13 protein-coding genes and 1 pseudogene are annotated in these 15,483 nt (G+C 70.5%); 6 read left to right on the top strand and 8 right to left on the bottom strand.

Annotated features, from left to right (window positions below; genetic code table 11):
* Positions 1-22: 22 nt before the first annotated feature.
* A complete protein-coding gene (locus CP978_RS14200; RefSeq protein ID WP_043440840.1) occupies positions 23-523 on the bottom strand; it encodes a CGNR zinc finger domain-containing protein in 501 nt (166 codons plus the stop codon).
* 203 nt (positions 524-726) lie between these two features.
* Between CP978_RS14200 and CP978_RS14195 the strand changes: the two genes are divergently transcribed.
* A complete protein-coding gene (locus tag CP978_RS14195) occupies positions 727-1,086 on the top strand; it encodes a VOC family protein (protein ID WP_043440838.1) in 360 nt (119 codons plus the stop codon).
* 129 nt (positions 1,087-1,215) lie between these two features.
* Here the strand turns inward: CP978_RS14195 and CP978_RS14190 are convergent, their stop codons facing one another.
* Positions 1,216-2,478 (bottom strand): LCP family protein, encoded by a 1,263-nt coding sequence (locus CP978_RS14190; RefSeq protein ID WP_043440835.1) that lies wholly within the window; start codon positions 2,476-2,478, stop codon positions 1,216-1,218.
* Positions 2,479-2,598: 120 nt separating this feature from the next.
* On the opposite strand from CP978_RS14190, the gene CP978_RS14185 reads away from it, so the two are divergent.
* Positions 2,599-3,177, top strand: coding sequence for an acyl-CoA thioesterase (locus CP978_RS14185; RefSeq protein ID WP_043440833.1), 579 nt, complete (start codon positions 2,599-2,601; stop codon positions 3,175-3,177).
* Positions 3,178-3,232: 55 nt separating this feature from the next.
* Here the strand turns inward: CP978_RS14185 and CP978_RS14180 are convergent, their stop codons facing one another.
* A complete protein-coding gene (locus CP978_RS14180; RefSeq protein WP_435857921.1) occupies positions 3,233-4,708 on the bottom strand; it encodes an LCP family protein in 1,476 nt (491 codons plus the stop codon).
* A gap of 126 nt (positions 4,709-4,834) precedes the next feature.
* Between CP978_RS14180 and CP978_RS14175 the strand changes: the two genes are divergently transcribed.
* Positions 4,835-5,863 (top strand): glycosyltransferase family 2 protein, encoded by a 1,029-nt coding sequence (locus CP978_RS14175; RefSeq protein WP_043440830.1) that lies wholly within the window; start codon positions 4,835-4,837, stop codon positions 5,861-5,863.
* A gap of 123 nt (positions 5,864-5,986) precedes the next feature.
* Here CP978_RS14175 and CP978_RS14170 read toward each other — a convergent pair whose 3' ends face one another.
* Positions 5,987-6,415, bottom strand: a complete 429-nt coding sequence (locus tag CP978_RS14170) for a hypothetical protein (RefSeq protein ID WP_144401450.1) — start codon at positions 6,413-6,415, stop codon at positions 5,987-5,989.
* A 139-nt stretch (positions 6,416-6,554) separates the two neighbouring features.
* Here CP978_RS14170 and CP978_RS14165 point away from each other — a divergent pair.
* A pseudogene (locus CP978_RS14165) lies at positions 6,555-6,674 on the top strand (glycosyltransferase family 2 protein); the annotation flags it as partial.
* 63 nt (positions 6,675-6,737) lie between these two features.
* Here the strand turns inward: CP978_RS14165 and CP978_RS14160 are convergent.
* The 3 genes from CP978_RS14160 to CP978_RS14150 form a co-directional block, all read right to left on the bottom strand.
* On the bottom strand, positions 6,738-8,381 hold the full coding sequence (locus CP978_RS14160) for an LCP family protein (protein ID WP_043440829.1): 1,644 nt from the start codon (positions 8,379-8,381) through the stop codon (positions 6,738-6,740).
* A 220-nt stretch (positions 8,382-8,601) separates the two neighbouring features.
* Positions 8,602-10,386, bottom strand: a complete 1,785-nt coding sequence (locus CP978_RS14155) for an LCP family protein (RefSeq protein WP_043440826.1) — start codon at positions 10,384-10,386, stop codon at positions 8,602-8,604.
* Between the two features lie 462 nt (positions 10,387-10,848).
* Positions 10,849-11,607 (bottom strand): TIGR03089 family protein, encoded by a 759-nt coding sequence (locus CP978_RS14150; protein ID WP_043440823.1) that lies wholly within the window; start codon positions 11,605-11,607, stop codon positions 10,849-10,851.
* Between the two features lie 140 nt (positions 11,608-11,747).
* On the opposite strand from CP978_RS14150, the gene CP978_RS14145 reads away from it, so the two are divergent.
* A complete protein-coding gene (locus tag CP978_RS14145) occupies positions 11,748-13,151 on the top strand; it encodes a peptidoglycan recognition protein family protein (protein WP_227745370.1) in 1,404 nt (467 codons plus the stop codon).
* Between the two features lie 144 nt (positions 13,152-13,295).
* Positions 13,296-14,378: a mannose-1-phosphate guanylyltransferase gene (gene manB, locus CP978_RS14140; RefSeq protein ID WP_043440819.1), complete on the top strand. Its 1,083-nt coding sequence runs from the start codon at positions 13,296-13,298 to the stop codon at positions 14,376-14,378.
* Positions 14,379-14,440: 62 nt separating this feature from the next.
* On the opposite strand, the gene CP978_RS14135 is transcribed toward manB, so the two are convergent.
* Positions 14,441-15,442, bottom strand: a complete 1,002-nt coding sequence (locus CP978_RS14135) for a DNA-3-methyladenine glycosylase family protein (RefSeq protein WP_043440817.1) — start codon at positions 15,440-15,442, stop codon at positions 14,441-14,443.
* Positions 15,443-15,483: the final 41 nt, after the last annotated feature.

Raw genomic sequence — 15,483 nt, 5'->3', positions numbered from 1 at the left:
GCCAACCGGCCGGATCGGGCGCCTATTTCGCCCGGTACCGGCGCATCTTCGCGCGCGCGCCGCACACCGACATCGAGCACCAGCGGCCCTTCCCGGCCGGACTGCGGTCGTAGTACGCCCAGTGGCACTCGGGCAGTTCGCAGGCCTTGAGGCGCAGCCAGGTGCCCGCGGTGAGCGCCTCCGCGACCGCCGCCGCCACCCGGGACAGCAGGGGTCCGTCCTGGGCGGGGGCGAGGGCCGCCGAGCCGTCCCGGGCGTCCACGGCCACATACAGCGGTGCCCCCGCGAGCAGCTCGCCCAGCGGGGTCACCGCGCGGTGCGGGGGGTGGCCCGCGTGGGCCAGACAGACGGCGCGCAGCGACTCCCGCAGCGCGCGTACGTCCGCCAGCTCCCCCTCGTCGACGCCGAACTCGGCGCGGCCCTCGGGGGTGTCCAGCCGGTCCGCGCCCGTTTCCAGGTCCACGGTGTTGACCAGGGCCTCCACCAGGGCGAGACCGCCGGGAGCGGGGGGTCTCTCACTCATGTCTGCGACCTCATGGACGCGACGTTACCTCTCGGTTCCCCCGTGCTTCTTTTCCCCTTGCGACGTTACCCCCGATAGGGCAGCATGCGGTAACGGTTACCCGTTGAGGCGCTCCATGAGTAACGCGCCTCCGTGGGTGACTCCCTCTTCAAGAGGTGTCCGAGAGGTGTCCGAGAGGAAGCCGAGAGAAAGTGAGGGGAGCCATGGCTCTCGCCAAGCTGGGCGCCGTCGTCCTGGACTGTCCCGACCCGCGTGCGCTCGCCGGTTTCTACGCCGAGGTGCTGGGCGGCACGGTGGAGGGCGACGACGAGTGGGCCGTCCTGAAGGCGCCGGACGGCCGTTCGCTGGCCTTCCAGGCCGCGCCCGGGTTCGTACCGCCGAAGTGGCCCGCGCCCGATCACTCGCAGCAGTTCCATCTGGATCTGACGGTCGACGACCTGGACGCGGCCGAGAAGGGTGTTCTCGCGCTCGGTGCCGGGCCGCTGGACACGGAGGACCGCTCACGCACCTGGCGCGTCTACACGGACCCCGCGGGGCACCCGTTCTGCCTCTGCGCCTGCTGAGAACCGGGGGCCGTGCGTGGCGTCCCGGGCGCCGGGCTGCCGGGGACCTGCCCGGTCCCGGGGAGAACGCGAGGGGCCCCGCCGAGCGCGATCGCTCGGCGGGGCCCCTCGGGCGTCGGACGCCGGTGCTCAGTCCCCGGAGACCGTCACCTTGTCGTCGTTGTTCAGCTCGTTCACCAGACTCTTGACCTTGGCCTTGTCCCACAGCAGATTGCCGCCGGTCGAGCCGGCCAGCGGCATGTTCATCGAGGTGCCGTCGCCGCCGCTGACGCCCTTCATCGCCCAGAACATCGAGGCCAGGTTCCACAGGCTCATATCGGTGTCGACCGTCAGGGAGTCCAGGCCCGCACCCAGCGTCGGATAGAGCTTGAAGGGGTTCAGCACGGTCGACGGGGTCGCCACCTGGTGGGCCAGGGCGGCGAGGAACTTCTGCTGGTTCTTGGTGCGCTGCAGATCGCTCGCGGCGAACGCGTGCCGGGTGCGGACGAAGGCGAGGGCCTGTTCGCCGTCCAGCTTCTGCTTGCCCGCCTTGAAGTCGGCACCGGAGTACTTGTCCTTGAAGCCCTTGTCGATGGTCATCTCGACGCCGCCGACCGCGTCCACGATGTTCGCGAAGCCGCCGAAGCCGATCTCCGCGTAGTGGTCGATGTGCAGCCCGGTGTTGTACTCGACGGTGCGGACCAGCAGTTCGGGGCCGTCCTCCGCGTAGGCCGCGTTCAGCTTCACATGGCGGCCGGTGCCCTGGTAGGTCTTGCCGGAGGTGGAGCCCTTGTACGTCGGTATCTCCACATCGGAGTCACGGGGCAGCGAGATCAGCGTCGGGCCGTTGTCGCCGGTGTGCAGGATCATCATCGTGTCCGTGCGCTTGCCCTCGGCGGACCCGGTGTGCAGCTTCTTCTTGTCCTCGTCCGACATGCCTGCGCGGCTGTCGGACCCGACTATCAGATAGTTGGTGCCCTTGCCGGCCTCGGGCCGGTCGATGACCTTGGAGAGGTCGACCTCCCGGTGGAGCTTGGAGTCGGCCCAGAAGTAGGTGGCCACCGAGGTCACCACCAGCACGGTGACCAGGGTGATCGCGGTCCACTTGATCCGGCGCCGCCAATTGGGCGCCGGGCGCGAGCCGTACGGCCCCCCGCCGCCCGGCCCCTGCGCACCGCCGCCCTGGGCGCCGTAGACCTGGCCCGTGTTGTAGCCGTCGTCGTAGCCCGGACCGTCCTGGTACGTCGGCTGCCGTGGCACCCCGCCGTACGGCGGCGCCGGCTGAGGGCCGCCCGGCGTGCGCCGGACCTGCCGCGTCACACGCGGGCCCTCGGGCTGCGCGCTGGGGCCGCCGCGTCCCTGACGGTTTCGGCGGCGCTGGTCGTCGGGCCATCCCTCGGGCCAATCGTTCATGGCCCCCAGTGTGCCGGGTCGGGGTACGGACCCCACAAGGGTCGGCGAGAAACGGGATCGGGGCTGTTGCGAAGCTGACACAAAAATCCCGGATCGGTGGCCCGGCATAAGGTGGACGCCATGACAGACCAGGCCCCCGCCCCGGAAACAGAATTTCCGGTCGAAACCGCGGGTGATCTCCCCGGGAAGCCCACCTCCGCCTCCCGGACCACCCTCAGCCACATCATGACCCACAACGACACCAATCTGCTGGGCACCGTGCACGGTGGCGTGATCATGAAACTTGTCGACGACGCGGCGGGAGCCGTGGCCGGCCGGCACTCCGGAGGACCGGCCGTCACCGCGTCCATGGACGAGATGGCGTTCCTCGAGCCGGTCAGGGTCGGCGACCTCGTCCATGCGAAGGCTCAGGTCAACTGGACCGGCCGCACCTCGATGGAGGTCGGCGTACGGGTCCTGGCCGAGCGCTGGAACGAGTCGACGCCGCCCACCCAGGTCGGCTCCGCCTATCTCGTCTTCACCGCGGTCGACGCCGACGGCAAGCCCCGGCCGGTGCCGCCGGTCGTCCCGGAGACACAGCGGGACGAGCGCCGCTACCAGGAGGCCCAGATCCGCCGTACCCACCGACTGGCCCGCCGTCGCGCGATCAAGGAACTGCGGGAGCGGAGGGCGGCGGAGGGGTACCAGGACCTGAGGTGACGGGCAGGGCGCCGGGGCCGGGGCGACGGAGGACGCCGCCCCGCGTGGCCGTCCCCTACCGGCACACCGCCTCGTCGCCCGTCAGCACCGTCTGCTCGCTCTCCTGCGGCTTCGGCGGCTCCGCCGCCTTCACCCGCCGCACCTCCTTGAAGTCCGGCCCCGCGATCACCTTCAGCGTCGGCCCCTGGCCCGGTGCCGCGCGCAGTTCACTGCCCGGGAGGGCCGCCGCCAGGGCCTTCGCCGAGCGGTCCCAGCGCGGGTCGTAGAGGACGACCGTGTGCGGGACCGGGTGGTCCGTCGCGGCCGTCGGCTGCCGTGTCGTACGGAAGCCGGTGGCCGCAAGCCCGTCGTCCATCCGCTTGCCGAGTCCGTCCGTGGTCGTCCCGTTCTCGACCTGCACCCGGATCTGGTCCGGGGGCACGTCCACGCTCACCGCGGACGGGCCCTTCCTCGTCGGCCGGCGAGGGGCGATCGGCTTGTCGTCACGCAGCGCGCGGAACAGCTCCCGGGCCTTCGCCTCGTCCCACTTCACCGTCGAGCCCAGGCCCTTGACCTGGAAGGTCATCTCCCCGATCGGCACCGTCGTGAACTCGGAGGAGCGCGGCGAGAAGTTGCGCATCGCCCGGCCCAGACGGAGCAGTTCGTCCGTCCCCAGCCCCCGGTCGGCCCGCACCGAACCCAGCACGGCCCCCGTGACATCCCGGAACTTCATCGGGTTCAGCAGCACGCCCGAGGATGTCGCCCGGTCGAACAGCGAGGCGAGGAACCGCTGCTGCCGCTGCATCCGGCCCAGGTCGGAGGCCCCGTCGACATGCCGGGACCGTACGTACTGCAACGCCTGTCCGCCGCCCAGCAGATGAGAGCCCGCCGCCAGATCGAGCCCGGTGTAGGAGTCCTTCAGCGGCTGCGTGGTGCAGATCCGGACACCGCCGAGCACATCCACCGTCTTCATGAAGCTGACGAAGTCGACCTCCAGATAGTGGTCGATCTTGAGATGGGTCATGCTCTCCACGGTGCGCACGGTCAGATTCGGGCCGCCCTCCGCGTAGGCCGCGTTCAGCCGGAGCGGACGGGCCTCGCGCCGGGCCCCGGTCGTCGGGTCGGCGTGCTCCGGCACCTCGGCGTACGAGTCGCGCGGCAGGCTGACCACGGTGGCCCGGTCCCGGTCCGCCGAGAGGTGCACGATCATGATCGTGTCGGTGCAGTGACAGGCGGTCCCGCCTAGGTGGTACGCCCGCCGGTCCTCGGCCGAGATCTTCTCCCGGCCGTCGGTGCCGACCAGCAGGAGGTTCATCCCGTGGCCCGCCGCCGGGCGGTTCTTCATGTCCTTGAAGGGATCGACGCGGGGGATGCTCTCGTCGAGACCGGCGATCACCGCGTGCCCGATGCCGGCCGCGGCGAGGACCCCCACGGACAACAGGGTGGCCGTCCGCGTGGCCCAGCGGGGCCTCTTCCACCGGACGGGCGGCCGTCGGGAGGGAGTCCGGCGGGCCGGCTGACGGCGCGCGGGCGAGCGGGTCTGCGTGGGCACAGGGGAGACCTCCGCGGGGCTGGGCGTGGGATCCCTGAGCACCGTAGGCCGGTACGATTCCCGGCCCCCGGCGGCGCCCGGGCGGCGCGCACCGGTATCCCCCGTTCGCGGTAACGTGAGCCCCCTATGAACACCAAGCCCGACGTGCAGCTGCCCGCCGTGTCCGTGATCATGCCGGTTCTCGACGAGGAACGGCATCTGCGCGGAGCCGTCCAAGCGATCCTCGCCCAGGAGTACGGCGGCGAGATGGAGGTCGTGATCGCCCTCGGTCCGTCCACGGACCGCACGGACGAGATCGCGGCCGAGCTGGTCCGTGAGGACCCGCGTGTGCACACGGTCCCCAACCCGACCGGCCGCACGCCCGCCGCGCTCAACGCCGCGATCAAGGCCTCGCGCCACCCGGTCGTGGTCCGCGTCGACGGCCACGGCATGCTCTCGCCGAACTACATCGCGACCGCGGTGCGTCTCCTGGAGGAGACCGGGGCGCAGAACGTCGGCGGCATCATGCACGCCGAGGGCGAGAACGACTGGGAGCGCGCGGTCGCCGCCGCCATGACCTCGAAGATAGGAGTCGGGAACGCCGCCTTCCACACGGGCGGTGAGGCCGGCCGGGCGGAGACGGTCTACCTGGGGGTCTTCCGTCGTGAGGCTCTGGAGCAACAGGGCGGCTACAACGAGGAGTTCATCCGCGCCCAGGACTGGGAGCTCAACTTCCGGATCCGGGAGGCGGGCGGCATCATCTGGTTCTCGCCCGAGCTGAAGGTGTCGTACCGTCCCCGGCCCTCGGTGCGGGCCCTCGCCAAGCAGTACAAGGACTACGGGCGCTGGCGGCATGTCGTCGCCCGCTACCACGAGGGCTCCATCAATCTGCGCTATCTCGCCCCGCCGACCGCGGTCTGCGCGATAGCGGCGGGCATCGTGGCGGGTGCCGCGCTGACCCCGTGGGGCCTGGTGATCCCCGGCGGTTATCTCGCGGCGATCGTCGCCGGCTCCCTCCCGGCGGGCGGGGGCCTGCCGCTGAAGGCACGGCTCCAGATCCCGGTGGCCCTCGCCACCATGCACATGTCCTGGGGCTGGGGCTTTCTGACCAGCCCGAAGGCGCTGGCGAAGAAGGTCATCGCGTCCCGGCGGCCGGCTGTGGTCAGCGAGGCCTGATCGGTCCGATACCCGGGAGGGCCCTGGGCGCCCACGCAGCACAGAGGTCTATGCCCCCTGCAACGGGTGGACGCATGTCGGCCCGGAACCTGAGCGTTCCCGGGCCGACGCAGCGAATGGATGTCAGCACACGGAGCTGGTGGATCCTCCGGTCGAGTTCAGGTAGCCGGTGGCGTGCGTGCAGTATTTGGAAGTGTTGGCCGCAGGACCCCACAGCTCGGAACGCGTGGTTTTGTTCACGGTCGCCTGGCCGTAGTCGGTGCCGGAGTCCGACTCATTGACAATTTTCACATAAAGGTCCCAAGAGGAGTGCGTGTCCCGGTACTGCTGCCAGACGTAGATGTAGGCGTAGTTGTAGCCGCAGCCGTAGTACTGCTTGACGGACGCGGCTTCCATTCCTCCCACGGTCAGAACGCGCGTCGTCCCGATCTGGGAGACGCTCGAGCATGAGGACGGCGTGGAAGCGGCGGCGCTGGGGGCGGCGACGATACCGAAGCCGATCAGCGCGGCAAGGGAGGAAAGAACTGTTCCGAACTTTTTAGTAATGTTCATGTCTAGATGCTTGCATGAAAGATCAACAGGCGAAAGCCCTTGCTATGCAAGGGAGTTGACGCTGTCCGTCTTGTGTAGCGGCTCCATGCAAGACGCCAAGAGGCTACGAGGGCCTCTGTGCATGCCTTGGTGAGTCTGTGTCACGGTGGCCCTCGCCACCATGCACATGTCCTGGGGCTGGGGCTTTCTGACCAGCCCGAAGGCGCTGGCGAAGAAGGTCATCGCGTCCCGGCGGCCCGCGGTCGTCGCGGCCGACTGACCGCATCGCCCGTCCGGCGCGCCCGGGGCCCTTCCCCCTGCGGGAGGGCCCCGATGCATGCGGTCACCAGGAGTAGCTCGGGTCCACCTTCATGCACTCCTTGGCGGCCCCGTTGAGGATGTTCGCGGACTCCGGGGTGGTGTTGTCCTCCGCGGGCGCCTTGTAGTCGGTGCCGGTCCGCCAGTCGGAGCCCACGACCAGGGTGACTCCGGAGACATCCGTCGACTGCTGCACCGAACTCAACGGAAGCCCCAGCACGTCGGCCAGCCGCTGGGCGTCGCCCTTGAGGTCCGCGGTGGGGAAGCGGATCACCGTCTTCTCCTCGGAGAGCAGCGTGGAGGAGTCGGCCCTGGCCGCGGTGAAGCCCTTGCCGACCAGCAGCTGGGCCACCGCGCTCGCCCGTCCGGACGCCGGCGCCAGGGTGGACGAGCGGGTGCCGTTCTGCACCTGTACGGCGATCTTGTCGTCGCTGTCCAGCGGAGCCTCGGTCTTCTCGGCCACGGGCTTCTTCTTCGTGTTCTTGCCGTCCAGCGGGATGTCCTCGCGCACCAGGCGGAAGAGCTGGTCCGCGTCGCCCTCCTTGGGCACTACCCGAACCCCGACGTAGACGTACGGCATCGTCGTCATCGTGATGCGCTCGGTGGGCACCTTCTTCAGCTCGGTGCTCAGGTCGTAGAGCTTCGTGACGGAGCCGAGCCCCTTGTCGACGGTGAGCGCGTCGGTGGCCTTCTCGGCGAGGTTGCGCAGCTTGTACGGGTTGCTCAGGGTGGCGTTCTCCCTCAGCTGCTGCACCATCGAGCTCATGTACTGGTGCTGGGCCTTCGTCCGGGCTATGTCGCTGCCGTCCTCGAACCCGTAGCGGGTGCGCAGCCACTGAAGGGCCTGCTTGCCCTTGACGGAGGTGGTGCCGGCCTTGAGCTTGAGACCCGAGCCGTGTCCGGTCGAGGTGTGCGAGTAGATGCTCTTGTCCACACACACCGGGACGCCGCCGATCGCGTCCGCCATCGACACCACGCCCGCGAAGTCGACCATCATGAAGTGGTCGATATGGATGCCGGTGAGCTTCTCCCAGGTGGCGACCGTGCAGCCCGGACCGCCGCGGCCCAGCGAGTCGTTGGTCATCGCCAGGGACGTCGTCGCCGGATAGACCTGATGGGTCTCGGGGTCGGTGCACTTGGGGAGTTGCAGCAGGGTGTCGCGCGGCATGCTGACCACCGACATGTTGGTGCGGTCCGCCGAGAGGTGCAGCAGCATCTGGACGTCGGCGCGGGGTGCTCCGCCGAAGGTGTCCCGCGCCCCGCCGAGCTTCTGGTTCTCCGCGGAGTCCCGTGCGTCCGACCCGATGAGCAGGATGTTCAGCGGGGTCTGGCCCGCGGCGTTCGGTGTCGGCGCGGCTGCCCTGTCCTTGGCCTCGCCGAGGTTGAGGTCGCCCTTCTTGAGGTTGTCGTTCAGATGCCGGTAGTAGACGTAACCCGCTCCCGCGGTGCCGAGTATGACGACCGACAGGACGGTGGCCGACCAGCGCAGGACGCGGCGCCTGCGGCGGGGACGCTCTTTGACCTGGCCGTCGTGGACGCGCCCGCCGCCCTGGCCGCCGCCGTTCTGAACGCCGTCGCCGTTCTCTCCGTAAAGACTGTCGTCCCAGCCCAGTTCACCGGCTCGCCCGTCATGGGGCCGGGCCTTCTTCGACCGCACGCTCTGCACCAAGTTCCTGGCCTCCCCATCCCGCGACCGACAAGCGGATCCGTCCCAAGGCCCGGGAGGACATCTCGTCGCGTCTCCGGAACCACCGCTGTGGGCGGGGCGCCCGTCGCACCCCGCCAAATGTGTTCCGCGTCCTGTTGGACGCTCGAAGTGCCCGACGGGATGCACGCCCGTCGGGATGCGGTCGCATCGGATCAGAAGTGCCCGGGGGCCCTCGGGTCCCCTATGAAGCGCACTGGGCCTTGTCGGCCGTGGACTTCTCGACCTCCGGCGCCTTCGTGGGAGCGGTGAGCGGTACGCCCGCGCCCTTGAAGTCCTTGCCCAGCGTCAGGATCATCGCGGGCAGGCCCTGGGCGTTGGTCTCGCTCTCGCCCGGCTTCAGCGCGGATCCGGGCAGCCCCATGATGTCCGCCAGCTTGCGTGCCTGGTCGGCCTGGTCCGGGGAGTACTCGAGGGTCGTCTTGGCGAGCTCTTCCTTCGCGTTGCCGAGCTGGCTGGACTTGGTGACGCCCTGCTGGACCTGAAGCCAGCTGAGCGTCTCCTGTGCGGAGCCGCCCTGAGCACCGCCGTTGTAGATGTCGACCCGGATGTCGGAGGCGGTCGAGCGGGAGCCCTTGAGACGGGCGGCCGCGGCGTCCTTCTTGGCCTTCTCCTTCTTCTTCACCTCGGTGAAGGAGACATCGTTCCTGATCGCCTCGAAGACCGCGGGGGCCTGGCTCGGTTCGAGGATGACGGTCTTCTTGACGACACCGTCCGCCGGGTTGTCCTTCACCGGCACGGTCAGGAAGGTGATGTTCTTCGGCGGCACCTTCTTCAGCTCCAGCGCCACGTCCTTGAGCGTGCTCACCTTGCCGATGCCCTTGTCGACGGTGAGCGCCTTGGTGGCCGCCTCCGCCAGATCGAGCAGCTTGCCGGCGTCGGTGAGGGTGTCGCTGGAGGTCATCTTGCGGGCCAGCGAGCCGAGGAACTGCTGCTGCGCCTTGATGCGGTCCAGGTCGCCCTCGTTGCCGAAGCTGTGCCGGGTGCGCAGGAAGGCGAGGGCCTGCTCGCCCTCGATCGGGTGCGTCCCCTTGGACAGCTTGAGGTGGGACTTCGAGTCGTCGATGTCCTTGGCCACGCAGACGTCGACCCCGCCCACCGCCGTGGTCAGCGTCTTCACGGCATTGAAGTCCACCATCATGAAGTGGTCGGGCGTGATGCCGGTGATCGCCTCGACCGTGCGCATCGTGCAGCCCGGGTCGCGGCCCTCCTGGCCGAGGCTTTCGTTGAAGCGGTGCTGCAGCGTGCCGGGGATGACCTTGGTGGAGCCGTCCGGCTGCTTGGTCGGGCAGTCGGGGATGTCGTCGACGAGGTCGCGCGGGATGCTCAGCGCGGTCGCGTTCGAACGGTCCTTGGCGACATGCAGCAGGATGTTGGTGTCGGCGTGGCCGATGCTGCCCGCGTCCCCGTAGCCCTCGTTGCCCTTGCCGGTGCGCTTGTCGGTACCGATGATCAGTATGTTGAAGGCCTCGTCCTTGCTGAAGCTCTTCTTCCCCGCGCTGCCGATGTCCGTCGTGGTGACGTTCCCCTCGAGGTGCTTGAGGTAGAGGTAACCGGAGGCGGTGACCGCGACCAGGACGAAGGCCAGGCTGCCCCCCGTCCACAGCAGCACCTTCTTGGCCTTGCCCTTCTTGCCCTTCTTGGACTTCCCACGGCGACGTCCCGGCGACGGCTCCGCGGGCGCGCCCCGGCGACGGCGCGGCCCCGGAACGGTGTCCGTGTCGGGGGTGTCCGTATCAGGGACGTCCGTATCCGGGACGCCCGCATCGGGCGACGTCTTCCGGGCGCCGGAAGCGGAGCGCGCGCTCTTCTGCCCGGCGCGCGCGGATGCCCCCCCTCGCGGTCTCGGTACGGGTGACTGCGGTGCGGAAGAAGGCAGTCGCAGTTCGTATTCACCGGTATCCGGGTTGAGCACCCACTGGTCTGCGGGGTCCATGTTGTCCGCCCGCCCACGGCCTTGCGCGTCCACGGTTGTCTGAATCCTCCGTCGGGGCCACGCGGCGCCTTCCCCTCAAGGCGCTCGGGTCTCTGGAACCAGTGCGTGAACCCAGGTCGGACCTCATGGGGTGTGCACCGGAGCGCTCACACTATCCGCCCGGTTCCCCGTCAAGCGACGGCCGTGACAAATTGCACTCCCCTACAACTGGGCAATCCGCCCTATTTCTCAGAGAGTTCTTGGCCCGGGCGGTCATCTTCTTGGCGTGTGCTTTACTCATGGGCGTCCCGAGGTGCGGTGTTTCTCGCGGAAAGTGGTGCGAGACCCGGAGAGCCATCGGGGAAGTGGCAGGCCGACGTTCCCTTTCTGCCGGACTTTCCGTCGCGGTACGACTTCGCACCGTCACCTCGTACGGCCGCCCGATCGCCGCGCCGAATCGCCCACGACTTTCCTCCCGGTGCCGACGGGTGATCCGGACGCGACGCCCGGCGGATCTCAGCGGAGCGCCGTAGCCGAGACCCGCTCGCTCTCGATCCGCTTGGCGAGCGCGTCCTCGCCCAGTTGTCCGAGGTTCCGGCACAGCACCACCGAGCCCCCGGTGGCCAGCGGGGCGTACAGCCCGGCGCTCAACCCCTCCCAGGTGTCGTACGACAGTCCGGACAGCAGGCGCGAGTCGGGTCCCGTCAGGCCCAGCTCCGCCGCGTCCGCGCGGGCCCGCTCCACCACCTCGGCGCCGGTGAGCTCCGCCCCCGCGACGATCAGCGCCGGCTCCTCCGGGTCGACCGGTGCGTACGGCTGGAAGCGGTCGCCCTGGCTCGGCACCTCGACGGCGTAGTCGGCGAAGCCGTCCGGGGTCCGCGGGAAGCGGCCGCCGAGGGGGCGCAGGGCGAGGGCGACGCGTTCCCCGGAGCAGGCGCGCGCGGCGTCGAGGGTCTCGGGTCCGCTGACGACGACATCGGCGGCCCCAGCGTCGCCGCCGATGTCCGCGACGGCGCCGACGGAGGCGCAGGCGAGCAGCCATACCGCCGTCTGCCAGTGCGCAGGCAGCAGCAGGGCGACCCGGTCGCCGGGTTCGGCGGCGAGATCGCCCTGGAGGAGGTTGGCGGTCTTGGCCACCCAATTGGCGAAGGTGGCCACGGAGAGTTCGACGCGTTCGCCCGTGGCGTCGTCGTAGAAGGTGACCAGGGGGCGTGCGGGGTCCGCGGTGAGGGCGGATCGCAGCAGGTCGGCGGGGGTCCGGTCGGTGGCGTTCACGCGCGCAAGAGTACGCGGGGGCAGCTGCCGGGGCTCGGTGGCCGGGGTGGGGGCGGGCCACCGGTTCGGCGGAGCGCGACCGGACGACCCGTCAGTTCCTGGATAGACATATATGTCTGACTATGTCCAAGATCGTGGGCATGCGTGGATACCTTGCTTCCTCGATCGGCGTCAGCTGCACGGCCGCACTGGCCCTGTCCTTCGCCCTCCCGGCCGCGGCGGCCGAACCCCGCACACCCGGCCCGGGACCGGCCCCGGTACGCGGTGTGTCGTCCTCCGAAGGGCCCGACCGGGCGGCCGTCCCCGGCAGCACCCGTTCCCTGGCCCTCGGGCCCCTCACCCCCGACCGTGCCGCCGGCGGGGCGCCCGAAGAGGGGCTGGCCCCTCGGACCGTGCCGTCCTTCTCCCTGGTCGGCGTGGTCTGGGACGACCCGGGCACCGAACTGCACGGCCATGTCCAGATCCGTACCCGGCTGCGGGCCACGAACCGGTGGTCGGCCTGGCAGGAGGTCGAGAACGACCACCACGGCCACGGACCCGACCCGGGCACCGCGGAGGGCCGTTCGGATCGGATGCGCGGAGCGACGGCCCCGCTGTGGGTCGGCGAATCCGACGGCGTGGAGGTACGGGTGCGCGCCGAGGCGGAGCAGCCCGGCGGGACCCGGGTGCCCGCCCTCCCCGACGGGCTGCGGGTCGAACTGGTCGACCCCGGAACGGCGGTCGGCGCGCCCGGTCAGGCGGGGCGGCCCGCCTCGCCCCAGGAGCCGGACGGAGGTGTGCCCGGGCTGGGCTCCATCGAGGCCGCCGTCGACGCCGGCCTCGCCCCCCTGAACAGACCGGTGCTCCCGGCGCTGCCCGCGACCGCGGACGTCCTGAAGGGGGTGCCGGCCGGAAGGGCGGACGAGGCGCCCGGAAGGCGCAGGGCCGGTGCGGAGTCGTACACCGCCCCGCGCCCGCGCATCGTCACCCGCAGCGGCTGGGGCGCCGACGAGAACCTGCGCGAGTCCGGCTTCGTCTACACGGGCGGTCTGAAGGCGGCCTTCGTCCACCACACCGCGACGGGGAACAACTACACCTGCGCGCAAGCCCCGTCGGTCATCCGCAGTATCTACCGCTACCACGTGGTGAGCAGTGGCTGGCGGGACATCGGCTACAACTTCCTCATCGACAAGTGCGGGAACATCTACGAGGGCCGCGCGGGAGGCGTGGACAAGCCCGTGATGGGCGCCCACACCCTCGGGTTCAACAGCGACACCACGGGGATCGCCGTCCTCGGTACCTACACCGGAACCGCTCCGTCGGCCGCCGCGGTGGACGCCGTCGCCGCGGTCTCGGCCTGGAAACTCGGCCTGTACGGCGTGGATCCGCGTGGCAGGACATACCTTCAGTCCGCGGGTGGCAATCTCTACCCAAAGGGTGAGAACGCACGACTGAATGTGATCTCCGGTCATCGCGACGGATTCGCCACGGAGTGCCCGGGAAAGCTGCTCTACGACAGACTCGGCTCGGTCCGCTCCACCGCGGCCCGCTTGCAGGGCCGCTGAGAAGGGGGGTCGGCACCCGGCTGGGTACCTCCCCGCCTCTCACGGTCCTCCGGAACACCTTTAGGGGTCCTCACAACACGGTCTGCATACACTGGCCGGCCGATGGACAGTTCGGCCGGTCCCGGCAGGAAGCAGAGACGACAGGTGACAGAAGCGATTCTCCTGGTCGGCGGCAGAGGAACCCGGCTGCGCCCGCTCACGGTGCACACCCCGAAGCCGATGGTCCCGGCGGCCGGAGTGCCGTTCCTCACGCATCAACTGGCGCGGGCGAAAGCGGCGGGCGTGGAGCACATCGTGCTCGCCACGTCCTATCTGGCCGAGGTCTTCGAGCCGTACTTCGGTGACGGTTCCGCCCTCGGCCTCCGGCTGGAGTATGTGACGGAGGAGGAGCCGCTCGGCACCGGCGGAGCCATCCGCAATGTGGCGAGCCGCCTCCACTCGGGCCCCGACGACCCGGTCCTGATCTTCAACGGGGACATCCTCACCGGCCTCGACATCCGCGCCCTGGTCCGCACCCACGCGGCGACGGGCGCGGATGTGTCCCTCCACCTCACCAAGGTGACGGACCCGAGGGCCTACGGTCTCGTCCCCACGGACGAGACGGGCCGGGTGACGGCGTTCCTGGAGAAGCCCCAGACCCCGGAGGAGATCGTCACCGACCAGATCAACGCCGGGGCGTACGTCTTCCGCCGCTCGGTGATCGACACCATCCCGCCGGGCCGGCCGGTCTCGGTCGAGCGGGAGACCTTTCCCGGCCTCCTGGCCGCCGGTGCCCATCTCCAGGGCATGGTGGACTCGACGTACTGGCTGGACCTCGGCACCCCGGCGGCCTTCGTCCGCGGCTCGGCCGATCTGGTCCTGGGGCGTGCCCCCTCCCCGGCCGTGCCCGGCCGCTGCGGCGACCGGCTGATCCTGCCGACGGCATCGGTCGCCATGGACGCCAAGCTGACGGGCGGCACCGTGGTCGGCGACGGCGCGTTCGTCGGGGAGGGCGCCCGGATCTTCGGCAGCACGGTGCTCGCGGGCGCCGTCGTCGAGCCGGGCGCGGTGATCACGGACTCGCTGATCGGTGCCCGCTCCCGCATCGGCCGGCGCTCGGTCCTCACCGGCACGGTGGTCGGCGACGGGGCGGTGGTCGGCGCGGACAACGAACTCCGCGACGGAGTGCGGGTCTGGTGCGACGCCAGGATCCCGGCGGGCGCGGTGCGCTTCTCCTCGGACCAGTAGGCGACACGCCCCGGGCGCCGCAGGACGCCGGGTGCCCGCTCCACGGAGGGGCGCCCGGCCGCCTACAACCGTCCGATGTCCCCCCGTCGCATCCGCGGGGCGCGCCGCGGCGGCACAGCACCGCTCAGCAGGATCAGCCGTGCCGCCCGGTGCCGTTGACCCGCATACGGTTCCAGGAGCGACAGCATCGCCGCGTCGTCGGCGTTGCGGTCCCCGGCGAGGGCGTGTCCCACGATGCCCGGCAGATGCAGGTCCCCGACGGTCACCGAGTCCGCCGCACCGTGACTGCGCTGCACGGTCTCCGCGGAGGTCCACGGCCCGATGCCGGGCACCACCTCGAGCCGGGCCTGTGCCTCGGCCGGCTCCATCGTCATCGACTGCTCAAGGCGTGCGGCGACCCGCACCGCCCGCAGGATCGTCGAGGCGCGCTTGTCGTCGACCCCGGCCCGGTGCCACTCCCAGGACGGAATCAGCGCCCAGGTGCGGGGTGCCGGGATCACCCACATCCGCTCCGGCGCGGGTCCCGGCGCCGGCTCCCCGAACTTCCGTATCAGCAGCCGCCACGCCCGGTATGCCTCGTCCGTGGTGACCTTCTGTTCCAGGACCGACGGAATCAGCGATTCCAGCACCAGCCCGGTGCGCGTCAGCCGCAGCCCGGGCCGCCGGTGGCACGCCAGTGCGAGCAGCCGGTGCCGTGGCCGGAAGGCGTCGGGATCGTCCGATGCGCCGAGCATCTCGGGCAGTTGTTCCAGCAGCCACTCCGCCCCGGGGCCCCAGGCCTCCGCCGCGGCGGTGCCGGCCCGCAGCGCGACCCGGAGGGTGCCCGGTCCCGTCGGCGTACGGGCGGTCCGCCACACCGAACCGTCCGGGGTGGCCCGGAAGGTGGGATCCCCGGGGCCGCGCCGCAGCGGCCCGAGCACCAGCCCGAGGTCCAGCGGTCCGGGCGGGGTCCAGGTCCGCCGACGGCCCGGCGCCGGGGCCGGCCGTGGCACACCCGGGGGCACGACGACATGCCCACCGCGCGCGGTCGCGGGGGTGGGGCGCTGGGCGAATCGTCCGGCCACGGATGAGGTCCTGGTGATACGGGGGTGTGCTACGAGCATAG

Source organism: Streptomyces nodosus (assembly GCF_008704995.1).
In the GTDB taxonomy this organism is placed as follows: domain Bacteria; phylum Actinomycetota; class Actinomycetes; order Streptomycetales; family Streptomycetaceae; genus Streptomyces; species Streptomyces nodosus.
Note: the sequence above shows the minus strand (reverse complement) of the source record. Positions and strands in the feature narration are given on the sequence as shown.

What these genes read in the sequence shown, in the direction of transcription:
- CP978_RS14185 (WP_043440833.1), top strand. Translation starts at nt 2,599, where the DNA reads ATGACAGACCAGGCCCCCGCCCCGGAAACAGAATTTCCGGTCGAAACC.
- CP978_RS14145 (WP_227745370.1), top strand. Translation starts at nt 11,748, where the DNA reads ATGCGTGGATACCTTGCTTCCTCGATCGGCGTCAGCTGCACGGCCGCA.
- CP978_RS14200 (WP_043440840.1), bottom strand. Translation starts at nt 523, where the DNA reads ATGAGTGAGAGACCCCCCGCTCCCGGCGGTCTCGCCCTGGTGGAGGCC.
- CP978_RS14195 (WP_043440838.1), top strand. Translation starts at nt 727, where the DNA reads ATGGCTCTCGCCAAGCTGGGCGCCGTCGTCCTGGACTGTCCCGACCCG.
- CP978_RS14175 (WP_043440830.1), top strand. Translation starts at nt 4,835, where the DNA reads ATGAACACCAAGCCCGACGTGCAGCTGCCCGCCGTGTCCGTGATCATG.
- CP978_RS14170 (WP_144401450.1), bottom strand. Translation starts at nt 6,415, where the DNA reads ATGAACATTACTAAAAAGTTCGGAACAGTTCTTTCCTCCCTTGCCGCG.
- CP978_RS14190 (WP_043440835.1), bottom strand. Translation starts at nt 2,478, where the DNA reads ATGAACGATTGGCCCGAGGGATGGCCCGACGACCAGCGCCGCCGAAAC.